This is a genomic window from Streptomyces changanensis, from assembly GCF_024600715.1.
Classification (GTDB): Bacteria; Actinomycetota; Actinomycetes; order Streptomycetales; family Streptomycetaceae; genus Streptomyces; species Streptomyces changanensis.
Window position 1 is genome coordinate 4723388 of record NZ_CP102332.1, and the last position, 13438, is coordinate 4736825.

Genomic DNA, 13438 nt, shown 5'->3' on the forward strand with positions numbered 1-13438 from the left:
CCGCCGGGGCGTCCGCCGAGGGCCCGGAGCGCGTGCCGCTCCGGGCCCTCAGCGCAGCTCCACCGTGACGCCGACGCGGCGCAGCAGCTTCACGACGCTCTCGACGTAACCCAGCTCCCCGGCGCTGTCCACACTCACCCCGGCCAGCGCCTCACGGGCCACGTCGGCGTCGTGCCACACCAGCGTGAAGGGCTCCGGGGGCGCCTCCCCGCCGCACTGGCAGCCGCGCAGCGCCGCCCAGCACTGGAAGTAGCCGCGGCCCGGCCCGGCGACCGCCTCGCCCAGGGCGCACTCCAGCCCCGGTACGTCGGTGACGAACCGGCCGTCCAGCTCGCACACCGCGCCCGCCGCGTCCGGGCCGGGCCGCGGCTCCGTGTACCGCAGCCACTCCCGCCGCCCCTCGGTCGACAGCCCCGCCCAGGCGTTGCGCTCGCGCGGCGGCCCCTCGAACCAGGCGTCCCGCGCCGCGCGGGCGGCCGACGGGCGCGGGTCGGGCGCCCCGTACAGCAGAGTCACGTCCACGAGGGCCCCGCCGAGCGTCGAGGGGCGGCACTCGGTCACCTCGACCGACACCGCCTCCTCCACGTACAGCGTCCGGCCGGACCGGTCCAGCGCCCGCAGCAGCAGCCCGCCGTCACCGCCGTTCCGCTCGCGCCGCATCCGCCTCAGCAGCGGCTCCCACGGCTCGCACCCGAGCAGGCGCAGCGGCGGCGCCTGCGGCCGGCGGCGTACCCGGTCGAGCCCCGCCACGCCCCGGGCCCGTCCGATGACGTCGCCGGAGACCCCGTTGAACACGAGCACCTCGGGCTTCACGGGCCGCGCGGGGTCGCGGGGCTCCTCGGTCACGACGGCCTCGACGACGACGTCGCCGTCCGCCGCACCGACCACGACGGCCTGGTCGAGCGTCCACCAGTCGCCGACGGAGTCGTCCGCCTCGTCCTGCACCAGGACCGTGAGTTCCCCCAGCGGTACGGGCCCGCGCGCACACCGCTCGGCGGCCAGCCGCAGCCGCCCGTAGGGCTCGCACCCTTCGAGGACCAGCCGCTCGCGCACCGGCTCCCGGTCCACGAACAGCCCCTCGACGTCGACGCACCGCGCCCACACGACCTGCTCGCCGTCCCACTCCTCGTGGCCCAGCACGTACCGCAGGGGGAGGTCCCGGTCCCAGGTGACGGCGCTACTCAGCGAGGCCCCCGTCACGCACGGCACCGACGAACGCCGCCCAGGCGGCCCGGTCGAAGGCGAGGACGGGCCCGAACGGGTCCTTGCTGTCACGCACGGGGACGGCGCCGGGGAAAGCGGGGGCGATTTCGATGCAGTTGCCGCTGTTGTTTCCGCTGTAGCTGCTCTTGATCCAGTGCGCCGCGTGGAGGTTTCGCCTGTCCATGGCCTTCGTACCCTTCCATCACGTTCCTGATCAGGGCTGCTGATTCGCGAGCCGACAGAACATCCGCCCGCATCACATCATAGGTGCGGTTGTAGCGCGCCAAGTCGGATGGGTCCGTGCTGAAATGACCTCGGAGAAGCGATTCCGAGTACAGCAACTCCTCCCCGTCGGGCAGCCTGATCAATGACAACGACGTGTTGGGGCGGTCGATCCGCGGATCCGCGAACGGCGCCACCTGAAGGCGGATGTTGGGCCGCTCGGCGACATCGAGCAGGTGCGCGCACTGGTCCCGCATGACTGCTGGGCTTCCCATGACCGTCCGTAGGCAACTCTCGTCCAACACCACGATGTAGAGCGGCCCCTGCGGTGACAGGTAGCGGGGTTGGCGACTCAGGCGGGCCCGGACGCGTTCCTCGACCTCTTCGGCGTCAGGGCAGTGGAGGGAGAACAGCGACCGCACATACGCGGCTGTCTGCAAGAGCCCCGGAATGACGAGGGCCTGGTATTCGCGGACGACCACGGCCTCCGCCTCCATGCGGACCCGTCGCTCGAACCAGTCCGGGTGCTCGACGTTCGGATACCAGTCGACCTTGCCCCACAGCCGCAGCAGCATCCCGCCGGTGCCCAGCAGCTCGTCGCAGCGGCTCGCGAAGGTGTCCTGGGGTACCCGCGTGCCCGACTCGACGCGAGCGATGTGGGAGCGGTCGCAGGGGATGTCGCGGGCCAGGGCGTCCTGGGTGAGGCCCGCCGCCTCGCGGTGGTGCTTCAGCACCTCGCCGAAGAGGGCGGCCGTCGTGGACGCCGCCCCTCCCGTCGCGTTCCTCCTGCTCACCGTGGCCCCCTCCGTGACAGTCGATCACTGGCACGCCGTCAGCGTTGAGTTGCGTCACCGCGCTGCGCGACGCTGAGGGAACCCAACGTAACCAGCGCCCCGCCGACGCGGGGCGCGAAGCCACCTACGGAGCACCGATGGAACGCCAGCCCGAATACGGCACACCTGTCCACGACCGGCCGCCCGTGCCGAGGCCCGGCTGCCTGCCGTGTCTGGAACTGGCGGCGCAGCGCGCCGGCGCCCGCCACCGGGGGGACGTCAGCGCCGCCACGGACGCGAACGTGCTGCTCCGCCGCCACCTGGCCGAGACCCACGAGGGCGACGGGTACACGGGCTGACGACCTCAGCCGACGACGCTCTCCCGCCACGCCCGGTGGAGTCCGGCGAAGCGGCCGTCGCCGGTGATGAGGCGCTCCGGGGGGCCGTCCTCGACGATCCGGCCGTGCTCCATGACCAGCACCCGGTCGGCGATCTCCACGGTGGACAGGCGGTGCGCGATCACCACGGCCGTCCGCCCGTGCAGAACGGTGTCCATCGCGCGCTGCACCGCCCGTTCGCCGGGGATGTCCAGGGAGCTGGTCGCCTCGTCGAGGATCAGCACCCCCGGGTCGGCCAGCAGCGCGCGGGCGAAGGCGACCAGCTGGCGCTGGCCGGCCGAGATGCGTCCGCCGCGCTTGCGCACGTCCGTGTCGTACCCGTCGGGCAGGGCCGCGATGAAGTCGTGCGCGCCGATCGCCTTCGCGGCGCGCTCGATCTCGTCGCGGGTCGCGTCGGGGCGGCCGAGGGCGATGTTCTCGGCGACCGTCCCGGAGAACAGGAACGCCTCCTGCGTCACCATCACCACCCCGCGCCGCAGCTCCGGCGTGGTGAGGTCGCGCAGGTCGACGCCGTCGAGGAGGACGCGCCCCTCGGACGGGTCGTAGAACCGCGCCAGCAGTTTCGCGAGGGTCGACTTGCCCGCCCCGGTCGAGCCGACGACCGCGACCGTCTGGCCCGCCGGGACCGTCAGGTCGAAGCGCGGCAGCACCTCGCCGCCCGTGCGGTAGGCGAAGCGCACCCCCTCGAAGACGACCTCCCGGCCCGGCGCGCCGGCCGGGCGGGGCGGCAGTTCGCGGGAGACGGCCGGCTCGGGCACCGTCGGCTCCTGCGCGAGGAGTCCGGCGATCTTCTCCAGGGAGGCGGCGGCGGACTCGTAGGCGTTGAGGAACATCGCGAGCCGGTCGATCGGGTCGTACAGCCGCCGCACATACAGCACGGCCGCGGCGAGCACGCCCAGTGCGAGGGTGCCGTCGGCGACCCGGTACGCGCCCCACAGGACCATGCCGGCGACGGCCGTGTTGGCGACGAGGCGGGAGCCGACCACGTACCGGGCCATCTCCAGGATCGCGTCGCCGTTGCGCCGCTCGTGGTGGTGGTTGAGGGCGCCGAACACCTCGTCGTTGCCGCGCTCCCGGCGGAACGCGCGCACCGGCCGGATGCCGTTCATCGTCTCCGCGAACTTCACGATGACCGCCGCGATGGCAGTGGACCGGGCGCTGAACGCCCGCGACGCGCGCCGCCGGTAGTACCGCACCAGCAGGTACAGCGGCCCGAACGACGCCACCGCGACGGCGCCGATGCCCAGGTCCAGCCAGAGCAGGAGCAGTGAGATCGCCACGAACGACACCACCACGTTGACCAGTTCCTGCAGGCCCTCGCTCAGCAGCTCCCGCAGTGACTCCACGTCGGTCGTCGACCGGGAGATGAGCCGCCCGGAGGTGTAGCGCTCGTGGAAGTCGACGCTGAGCGCCTGGGCGTGGCGGAAGATCCGGCCCCGCAGGTCCAGCAGCACGTCCTGGTTGACGCGCGCGGACGTCCGGGTGAAGGCGTACTGGAACAGCCCGGCCCCCACCGCGCACAGCCCGTACCCGACCGCCACCGCGACCAGCGGCCCCCGGTCCCCCTGGCGCAGGGCCGGCACGGCCCGGTCGATCGCGTACGCCACGACGAGCGGCCCGGCCTGCACCGCCGCCTGCTGGAGCAGGAGCAGCAGCGCCGACAGCGCCACCCGCGCCCGCCGGGGCGCCAGCAGCGACCGCAGCAGCGCGCCCGTGGCGCCCGCGGGGGCGGGCAGCTGGTCCCGGTCGAACCGGTCCCGTTCCGCCGCCTGTTCCGCCGCGGCCCGCTCCTCGGGGGTGGGCTCCGCCCGTTCCTCGTGTGCGGCGGTCGCGTGCTCCGCCCGGGGCGCGGGCCCCTTTCCCCGCCGTTCCTCCCGTGTCGTCATCGCCCCTCGCCCTCCGCACCCGACATCAGCCACGCGTACTCCGTGCTGCTCCGCAGCAGCTCCTGGTGGGTGCCGACCGCCGCGATCCGGCCCTCCGAGAGGAGGGCGACCCGGTCGGCCAGCAGCACCGTCGACGGGCGGTGCGCCACCACCAGCGCCGTCGTACCGCTCAGCACCTCCCGCAGCGCGGCCTCCACCAGCGCCTCCGTGTGCACGTCGAGCGCCGACAGCGGGTCGTCGAGGACGAGGAAGCGGGGCTCGCCCACCACCGCCCGGGCGAGCGCCAGCCGCTGGCGCTGCCCGCCGGACAGGCTCAGGCCCTGTTCGCCGACCTCGGTGGCCGGGCCCTGCGGCAGGTCGTCGACGAAGCCCGCCTGCGCCACGTCCAGCGCGCGCCGCAGCTCCACGTCCCCCGCGCCGGCGCCGGCGCCCATGAGGACGTTCTCCCGGACGCTCGCCGAGAAGAGCGTCGGCTCCTCGAACGCCACCGCGACCAGCGTCCGCAGGCGCTCGCGGGGCATGGCCGCGATGTCCTCGCCGTCCAGCAGGACGCGCCCCGACGTCAGCTCGTGCAGCCGCGGCACCAGCGCCGTGAGCGTCGTCTTGCCCGACCCGGTCGCGCCCACCAGCGCCATGGTCTCGCCGGGGCGGATGTGCAGGTCGACCCCGCGCAGCACGGGCGGTGCGTCCGGCGGCGCGTCGGGGTAGCGGAAGGACACGCCCTCGAACACCACCCCGCCGCGCGCGTCCCGCGGGGCGGTAGCGGCAGCGGCGGCGGCCGGCGGGCCGCCCGGGTCCTCCTCAGCCTGGTCCATCACCTCGAAGTACCGCTCCGTCGCCGTCGCGGCCTCCTGGCTCATGGCCAGCAGGAAGCCTATCGACTCCACAGGCCACCGCAGCGCCAGCGCCGTCGACAGGAACGCCACCAGGGTCCCCGCCGACAGCTCCCCGTCGGCGACCCGCACCGTGCCCAGCACGAGGGCGGCGCCGATCGCCAGCTCCGGGACGATCGTGATGAACGCCCAGATCGACGCCAGCAGCCGGGCCTTGCCCAGCTCGGTGCCGCGCAGCCGCTCCGCCAGCACGGCGAAGGCGCGGGCCTGGCTGCGGTGCCGGCCGAAGCCCTTGACCACGCGGATGCCGAGGACGCTCTCCTCGACCACCGTCGTCACGTCGCCCACCTGGTCCTGCGCCGCGCGCGCCACCCGCGAGTACCGCGTCTCGAACAGGGAGCAGCCCACGATCAGCGGCACCACCGGCAGGAGCAGCACCAGCCCCAGGCCCCAGTCCTGCCACAGCAGCACGACGAAGCCCACGAGCACCGTCACGGCGTTGACGAAGAGGAACGTCAGCGGGAAGACGAGGAACATCCGCAGCAGCGACAGGTCCGTCGTCCCGCGCGACAGCAGCTGACCCGACGCCCACCGGTCGTGGAAGGCCACGGGCAGCCGCTGGAGCCGCTGGTACAGGTCCCGGCGCAGCGCCGCCTCCACCGCCGTCATCGGCCGGGCCACCAGCCAGCGGCGGAGCCCGAACAGCACCGCCTCGGTGACGCCCAGTCCCAGCAGCGCCAGCGCCCCCAGCCACACCCCGCCCGGGTCGCGGTCCGCGACGGGCCCGTCCACCATCCACTTCAGGACCAGCGGGATGACCAGGCTCAGACAGGACGCGACGACGGCGACGAACGCCGCCGCGAAGAAGCGCCCCCGGACGGGGCGCAGGTACGGCCACAGCCGCAGCAGGGAACGCACGGCGGAGCGCTTGGCGACGGGGGACGGGGCGGCGGGTGGGGGCGAGGAAGGCATCAGGACCGAGCGTAGGGTTCACCACTGACAGGTCTCACGCGGTTTTCCGCCGAACAGCCGCGCCGCCCACCCGCCCGCGTGCGCCGCCCACCAGCAGCACGCGCCGCTCACCAGCCCGCGCCCGCCGCCCCCGCGCCTCGGCCGGCCCCGCGCCCCCGCCCCTTCGGCCGTCCGGCCCCTTCGGCCGGTCCCGCGCCCCGGCGGGCCCGGCCGCCCCTCAGTCGGCCACCCGCCACAGCAGCGCCGACCTGGCCGGTACCGTCACCGTCCCGCCGCCCGGGCACACCACCTCCGGCGCCCGCTCCTGCTCCTCCCGCGAGGTGTCCACCACCAGCGCGTACTCCGCCGCCCACGGCACGCCCGGCAGCCGGTGCTCCACGGGGCCGTCACCCGCGTGCAGGATCACCAGGAAGCTGTCGTCCACGACCTTCTCGCCCCGCTCGTCGCGCCCCGGGATGTCACGCCCCGACAGGTAGAAGGCGATCGTCCGGGCCGGCGCGTACCAGTCGGCCTCCGTCATCTCCTCCCCGCCCGCCGTGAACCACGCGAGGTCCCGCAGCCCGTCCGTGCCCTGCGGCCGGCCCGAGAAGAACGCCCGGCGCCGCAGCACCGGATGGGCGTGGCGCAGCGCCAGCAGCCGACGGGACAGCGCCAGCAGCTCCCGCGCCCACGGCTCGTCGAGGAGCGACCAGTCCACCCAGCCGGTCTCGTTGTCCTGGCAGTAGGCGTTGTTGTTACCTCCCTGCGTACGGCCCATCTCGTCACCCGCGACGATCATCGGGACGCCCGTCGACAGCAGCAGCGTGGTGAGCATGTTGCGGATCTGGCGGCGGCGCAGCGCGCCCACCGCCTCGTCGTCCGTCGCGCCCTCGGCACCGCAGTTCCACGACCGGTTGTCGTCCGTGCCGTCGCGGTTGTCCTCGCCGTTGGCCTCGTTGTGCTTGCGCTCGTACGACACGAGGTCCCGCAGCGTGAAGCCGTCGTGCGCGGTGACGAAGTTGACCGACGCGTACGGGCGCCGCCCGCCCCACGCGTACAGGTCGCTGGACCCGGACAGCCGGTAGCCGAGGTCCCGCACGTCGGGCAGCGCGCCCCGCCAGAAGTCCCGCACCGCGTCACGGTAGCGGTCGTTCCACTCCGTCCACAGCGGCGGGAAGGCGCCCACCTGGTAGCCGCCGCTGCCCACGTCCCACGGTTCGGCGATCAGCTTCACCCGCCGCAGCACCGGGTCCTGCGCGATGACCGCCAGGAACGGCGACAGCATGTCGACGTCGTGCATCGACCGGGCCAGCGCGGCCGCCAGGTCGAACCGGAAGCCGTCCACGCCCATCTCGGTGACCCAGTAGCGCAGCGAGTCCGTGATGAGCCGCAGCACCTGCGGCTGGACGACGTGCAGGGTGTTGCCGCACCCGGTGTAGTCGGCGTACCGGCGGGCGTCGTGCTGGAGCCGGTAGTAGCCCCGGTTGTCGATGCCCCGCAGCGACAGCATCGGCCCCAGCTCGCCCGCCTCGGCCGTGTGGTTGTAGACGACGTCCAGGATCACCTCGATGCCCGCCTCGTGCAGGGCGCGCACCATCCGGCGGAACTCCCCGACCTGCTCCCCGCCCGTGCCCGTCGCGGCGTACGCGGCGTGCGGCGCGAAGTAGCCGATGGAGTTGTACCCCCAGTGGTTGCGCAGCCCGCGCCGCAGGAGGTGGTCCTCGTGCGCGAACTGGTGGACCGGCAGCAGCTCCACCGCCGTCACCCCCAGGCGCACCAGGTGCTCGACCGCCGCCGGGTGGGCGAGCCCCGCGTACGTGCCGCGCAGCTCCCGCGGCACGCCCGGGTGGCGCATGGTGAAGCCCCGCACGTGCAGCTCGTAGATGACCGAGTCCGCCCACGGCGTCTTCGGCCTGCGGTCGTCGGCCCACTCGTCGCCCGGCACGTCGTCGTGGACCACGACGCCCTTCGGCACGTACGGCGCCGAGTCGCGGTCGTCGCGCACGGTGTCCGCGACCGGCTGGTCCGGCCAGTCCCGCACGTGCCCGTACACCTCGGGGGGCAGGGTGTAGTCACCGTCCACGGCCCGTGCGTACGGGTCGAGGAGGAGCTTCGCCGGGTTCCAGCGGGCGCCCGTCCACGGGTCCCACCGCCCGTGCACCCGGTAGCCGTACCGGCGGCCCGGCCCTACGCCCGGCACGAAGCCGTGCCAGATGCCATGGGTCTGCTCCGTCAGCGGCACCCGCGTCTCCGCGCCGTCGGGCGCGAACAGGCACACCTCGACGGCCTCCGCGCCGCCCGCCCACAGGGCGAAGTTGGTGCCCGTCACCCCGCCGGGACCCGTGCGGACCCGGGCGCCCAGCGGGGTCGGCGCCCCCGGCCAGGCGGGTGGCGTCGGCGGCGGTGCCTCCGCCCCCGTACCGGCCCCCGGTCCCGTGCTCGTCACCGGGACCGCGCCCCGGCGTACCCCGTCCGGCCGCGTGCGACGCGCCCCGGCGGGCGCGTCCGGTGCCCCCGGCACCGCGCCCTCGACTGGCCTCTGTTCGGCTGCGCTCGACACCTGCCGGCCTCCCGCGGCTCGTGCGGCGTCCGGGCCGGGGTCCCCGACGACCCCGCCCCGGTCCTCCCCGTGTTCTGCCCGCGCGCACCTGCTCCCAACATGACCCGCCCGAACAGGACCCGTACAGACGTTTCCCCCGCCGGGGGCCCGTCGTTGGGCGGGGCGTGAGACACCTACGCAAAAGGGCAGGTCTGGGCGTCGCCGCGGCGGCGCTGTGGGCGGGAGTGGCGGTCGGGCTGACCGGGTGCGCGGCGGCGGGCGGCGCGGGCGCGCCGGGCGCCCCCGGTGCGCCGGGCGGGCGCCCGGACCGGGCGGTCGGGGACACCATCCGGATCACCCCCCGGGACGGAGCGGAAGGCGTCGCCCCCGACGCCCGGCTGGAGGTACGGGTCCCGGACGGCCGGCTGGAGGCCGTACGGGTGCGCCGCATCGAGGACGCGCAGCCCGCCGACGTGCCGGGCGCCCTCTCCCCGGACGGGCTGAGCTGGCGCCCGGCCCCCGGCACACGGCTGGCCACGGCGGCCAAGTACGCCGTCGACGCCGTCGCCCTCGACGGGCACGGACGCCGCTCGGCCCGGCACTCCGCCTTCACCACGCTCGTCCCCGACCACCGCTTCATCGGCTACTTCTCGCCGGAGAACCGCTCCACCGTCGGCACCGGCATGATCGTCTCCTTCCGCTTCAACCGGCCGGTGCGGGACCGCGCGGCGGTGGAGCGGGCCATCCGCGTCACCGCCGACCCGCCCGTCGAGGTCGCCGGCCACTGGTTCGGCGCCGACCGGCTCGACCTGCGCCCCGAGGAGTACTGGCGGCCCGGCACCGAGGTCACCGTCGACGTGCGGCTGAGGGACGTCGAGGCGGCGCCCGGCGTCTACGGCATCCAGCAGCGCACGGTGCGCTTCACCATCGGCCGCTCGCAGGTGTCCCTCGTCGACGCCGAGGCCCACACCATGCAGGTGCGCCGCGACGGCCGGCTCCTCGCCACCCTCCCCGTCACGGCCGGCGCCCCGAAGACCACCACCTACAACGGCAGGATGGTGGTGACCGAGCTGTACGAGGTGACCCGGATGAACGGCGCGACCGTCGGCTTCAAGGACGCCCGCGGCAAGAGCGAGTACGACATCAAGGACGTGCCCCACGCCATGCGGCTGACCACCTCGGGCACCTTCCTGCACGGCAACTACTGGGCGTCCCCGACCACCTTCGGCAGGACCAACGTCAGCCACGGCTGCGTCGGACTGCGCGATGTGAAGGGCGGGAGCACCGAGACGCCCGCGGGCTGGTTCTTCGAGCGGACCCTCGTCGGGGACGTCGTCGAGGTGGTCAACTCGCGTGACCGGAAGGTCGCTCCCGACAACGGCCTGGGCGGCTGGAACATGGACTGGCGGCAGTGGAGGGCCGGTTCGGCGCTGCGCTGACCCCCTCGACCGGAAGCACCCCCTCCGGGAAAGTTGCCGTGTGAACAAGTTGGGACCCAACGGTGACAATCCGGGGCGCTCCACCAGGCGCGCGGTGTGATTATCTATCGCGGTGCGCGCGGCTACAGCGCGCGGGGGTGCAGGCCACGGCGGTGCCGGGGGCCGTGCGAGGGGAAGAGGTACAGCGTGAAGGGGCAGCCGATATCGGGGGCGTCGGCCGGGGCGGCGCCGCAGGGGCGGCGCGGCCGGGGCAGGGGGCCGCTGGCCGTCGTTGCCGGAACGTTGCTGCTGCTGGTGACCGCCTGTGGAGGCGGCGGCCAGGCGGACGGCGACAAGGGCGGGGCCGCGGGCAAGGACGGCGCGGGACAGGTCGCCACCGGGCCCTCGCAGGCCGTCGTGACCGTCACGCCGAAGGACGGCGCCGAGGCGGTCGAGACGAGCGGCGTGCTGAAGGTCGCCGCGGAGAACGGCACGCTCACCACGGTCGAGGTGACCGACTCCAAGGGCACGCCCGTCGAGGGCAAGCTGTCCGCCGACGCCACCGGCTGGCAGCCGGTCAGGCACCTCGCGGCGGGCACCAGGTACAAGGTGCACGCCGTCGCCAAGGACGCCGACGGCCGGGAGTCGGCGAAGGACACCACCTTCACCACCCTCGTCCCGAAGAACACCTTCCTCGGCCACTACACGCCGGAGGACGGCTCGACCGTCGGCGTCGGCATGCCGGTGTCGATCAACTTCACCCGCGGCATCACCAATCCGGAGGCCGTGGAGAAGGCCATCAAGGTGACCGCCGTCCCGGCTGTGCCGATCGAGGGCCACTGGTTCGGCAACGACCGCCTGGACTTCCGCCCCGAGAAGTACTGGGCCGCCGGCACCAAGGTGACCGTGCGGCTCGACCTGGACGGTGTCGAGGGCCGCCCCGGCGTGTACGGCAAGCAGGCCAAGACGGTGACCTTCACCGTCGGCCGCAGCCAGGTCTCCACGGTCGACGCGAGCGAGAAGACCATGAAGGTCGTCCGCGACGGCAAGCTGATCAAGACGATTCCGATCACCGCCGGCGCGCCGTCCACGACGACGTACAACGGCCAGATGGTCATCAGCGAGAAGTACAAGGTGACCCGGATGAACGGCGCCACCGTGGGCTTCGGCGGCGAGTACGACATCAAGGACGTGCCGCACGCGATGCGCCTGTCCTCCTCGGGCACCTTCGTCCACGGCAACTACTGGGCGTCGGCCGGCACCTTCGGCTCCGCCAACGTCAGCCATGGCTGCGTCGGCCTGCGCGACGTGCGCGGCGCCTACGACGGCTCCATGCCGGCGGCCTGGTTCTACGACAACTCCCTCATCGGCGACGTGGTCGTCGTGAAGAACTCCAAGGACAAGCAGATCCAGCCGGACAACGGCCTCAACGGCTGGAACATGTCCTGGGCGGAGTGGACCAAGTAGCGGACGGACGCGCTCCGTTCGGAGGGACCGGTGCTGTGACGAACCGCACCGGTCCCTCCGTCGTTAACGGCGGCTAACCTGCCCCGTATGACAGTGACTCTCGAAGTTTCCGCGGGCGTCGGCACGATCCGCCTGGACCGCCCCCCGATGAACGCGCTGGACATCGCCACGCAGGACCGGCTCAAGGAGCTCGCCGAGGAGGCCGCGGGCCGCGACGACGTCCGCGCCGTCGTCGTGTACGGCGGCGAGAAGGTGTTCGCGGCCGGTGCGGACATCAAGGAGATGCAGGTCATGGACCACGCGGCCATGGTGCGCCGCGGCAAGGGGCTCCAGGACTCCTTCACCGCCGTGGCCCGGATCCCCAAGCCCGTCGTCGCCGCCGTCACCGGTTACGCGCTGGGCGGCGGCTGCGAGCTGGCGCTCTGCGCCGACTTCCGCATCGCGGCGGACAACGCCAAGCTCGGCCAGCCCGAGATCCTGCTCGGCCTCATCCCCGGCGCCGGCGGCACCCAGCGGCTCGCCCGCCTCGTCGGCCCCTCCAAGGCCAAGGACCTCATTTTCACCGGACGCCACGTCAAGGCCGACGAGGCGCTGGCGATCGGCCTCGTCGACCGGGTCGTCCCGGCCGCCGAGGTGTACGAGCAGGCGCACGCCTGGGCCGCCAAGCTCGCCCAGGGCCCGGCGCTGGCGCTGCGGGCCGCCAAGGAGTCCGTCGACACCGGCCTGGAGACGGACATCGACACGGGCCTCGCCGTCGAGCGCAACTGGTTCGCGGGCCTCTTCGCCACGGAGGACCGGGAGCGGGGCATGCGCAGCTTCGTGGAGGAGGGCCCGGGCAAGGCCAAGTTCCTCTAGCCGGCGCCGGGGCCGGTCCTCCAGCCGCCGCCCGGGCCGGTCCCCGGTCGGTGGGGCTGGGAACACCCGGGAGAACGTTCACTCCTGGGGGTGGTTTGAAGTCCCCGGGACGCGGGATGGGGAGCCCCCGCGGCACCCCGTCCCGTGAACACGTCGGTGCGTCGCGTCACCGCTGGTCAGTGCGGTTCCGGCGGCCCTCGGGTGCCTCCGTCATATGTCGGACGCCTCCGGCGGGGCCGCGGGGCCCGCCGGACGATTCCCGCGGAACCGCCCCGTGGGCCCCGCCCGGCGGCCATCATGGGGGGCATGGCGGGGCTGGAAGGCGTGGAGCGACCGGGGGAGCGCGGCGGGGTGACCGCCGCGAGGTGGGTGCCGTCCGTGGACGAGGAGCGGGCGCTCAAGGCGCTGGCGGAGTACGGGGACCCCACCGTCGAGGAGGTGCGGCTGCCGTCGCTCCCCGAGTCCGCCGCGACGGCCCGCCGGATCGCCCGCTGCGTCGTGCTCCGCCACTGGTTGCTCGGTCCGCAGGTCGCCGAGGACGTGGTCCTGCTCGTCTCCGAACTCGTCGGCAACGCCGTGCGGCACACCGGGGCGCGGGCGTTCGGGGTACGGATGCACCGCCGCCGGGGCCGGATCAGGATCGAGGTCCGCGACCCCTCGCGGGGGCTGCCCTGTCTGATGCCGGTGCAGGAGCTGGACGAGAGCGGGCGCGGGATCTTCCTCGTCGACAAGCTCTCGGACCGCTGGGGCGTGGACCTGCTGCCGCGCGGCAAGAACACGTGGTTCGAGATCCGCGTCGCCGACCGCTGAACCGTCGCCCGCTCGCCCCGCGACCCGCTCGTACCGCTCGTACCGCTCGGCCCGCCGCCCCTCGGGCCGCGACCCGCTCGTAC

The 13438-nt window shown here is 74.0% G+C and carries 11 protein-coding genes; 5 read left to right on the plus strand and 6 right to left on the minus strand.

The features are described from left to right. Positions 1-48: 48 nt before the first annotated feature. From NRO40_RS21015 to NRO40_RS21025, 3 genes are read right to left on the minus strand one after another with little or no spacing between them, the layout of a single operon-like run. Positions 49-1200 carry a hypothetical protein gene (locus NRO40_RS21015; RefSeq protein WP_058942633.1) on the minus strand — a complete coding sequence of 384 codons (1152 nt, stop codon included), beginning with the start codon at positions 1198-1200 and terminating at the stop codon, positions 49-51. Further along, complete coding sequence (locus tag NRO40_RS21020; protein ID WP_257375576.1) at positions 1178-1354, minus strand: DUF397 domain-containing protein; 177 nt, start codon at positions 1352-1354, stop codon at positions 1178-1180. Before NRO40_RS21020 ends, NRO40_RS21015 begins: the two co-directional genes overlap by 23 nt. Further along, on the minus strand, positions 1272-2219 hold the full coding sequence (locus NRO40_RS21025; RefSeq protein WP_257375473.1) for a helix-turn-helix domain-containing protein: 948 nt from the start codon (positions 2217-2219) through the stop codon (positions 1272-1274). The genes NRO40_RS21020 and NRO40_RS21025 overlap by 83 nt, the downstream gene beginning before the upstream one ends. Before the next feature lie 137 nt (positions 2220-2356). On the opposite strand from NRO40_RS21025, the gene NRO40_RS21030 reads away from it, so the two are divergent. Beyond that, positions 2357-2557 carry a hypothetical protein gene (locus NRO40_RS21030; RefSeq protein ID WP_058942635.1) on the plus strand — a complete coding sequence of 67 codons (201 nt, stop codon included), beginning with the start codon at positions 2357-2359 and terminating at the stop codon, positions 2555-2557. Positions 2558-2562: 5 nt separating this feature from the next. On the opposite strand, the gene NRO40_RS21035 is transcribed toward NRO40_RS21030, so the two are convergent. From NRO40_RS21035 to glgX, 3 genes are all read right to left on the minus strand, one after another. Next, positions 2563-4482, minus strand: coding sequence for an ABC transporter ATP-binding protein (locus tag NRO40_RS21035; RefSeq protein ID WP_058942636.1), 1920 nt, complete (start codon positions 4480-4482; stop codon positions 2563-2565). Further along, entirely contained in the window at positions 4479-6287 is a 1809-nt protein-coding gene (locus tag NRO40_RS21040; protein ID WP_058942637.1) for an ABC transporter ATP-binding protein, read from the minus strand. The genes NRO40_RS21035 and NRO40_RS21040 overlap by 4 nt, the downstream gene beginning before the upstream one ends. Before the next feature lie 217 nt (positions 6288-6504). After that, positions 6505-8712, minus strand: a complete 2208-nt coding sequence (gene glgX / locus NRO40_RS21045) for a glycogen debranching protein GlgX (protein WP_058942638.1) — start codon at positions 8710-8712, stop codon at positions 6505-6507. Between the two features lie 278 nt (positions 8713-8990). Between glgX and NRO40_RS21050 the strand changes: the two genes are divergently transcribed. The 4 genes from NRO40_RS21050 to NRO40_RS21065 all read left to right on the plus strand — a co-directional run bounded on the left by NRO40_RS21050 (position 8991) and on the right by NRO40_RS21065 (position 13355). Further along, the gene (locus NRO40_RS21050) at positions 8991-10244 is read left to right on the plus strand and encodes a L,D-transpeptidase (protein ID WP_058942639.1); all 1254 of its coding nucleotides are present in this window, start codon (positions 8991-8993) and stop codon (positions 10242-10244) included. Between the two features lie 186 nt (positions 10245-10430). Next, on the plus strand, positions 10431-11690 hold the full coding sequence (locus NRO40_RS21055; RefSeq protein WP_079047122.1) for a L,D-transpeptidase: 1260 nt from the start codon (positions 10431-10433) through the stop codon (positions 11688-11690). A gap of 87 nt (positions 11691-11777) precedes the next feature. Beyond that, complete coding sequence (locus NRO40_RS21060; RefSeq protein WP_058942640.1) at positions 11778-12545, plus strand: enoyl-CoA hydratase/isomerase family protein; 768 nt, start codon at positions 11778-11780, stop codon at positions 12543-12545. Between the two features lie 306 nt (positions 12546-12851). After that, positions 12852-13355, plus strand: a complete 504-nt coding sequence (locus tag NRO40_RS21065) for an ATP-binding protein (RefSeq protein ID WP_058942676.1) — start codon at positions 12852-12854, stop codon at positions 13353-13355. Positions 13356-13438: the final 83 nt, after the last annotated feature.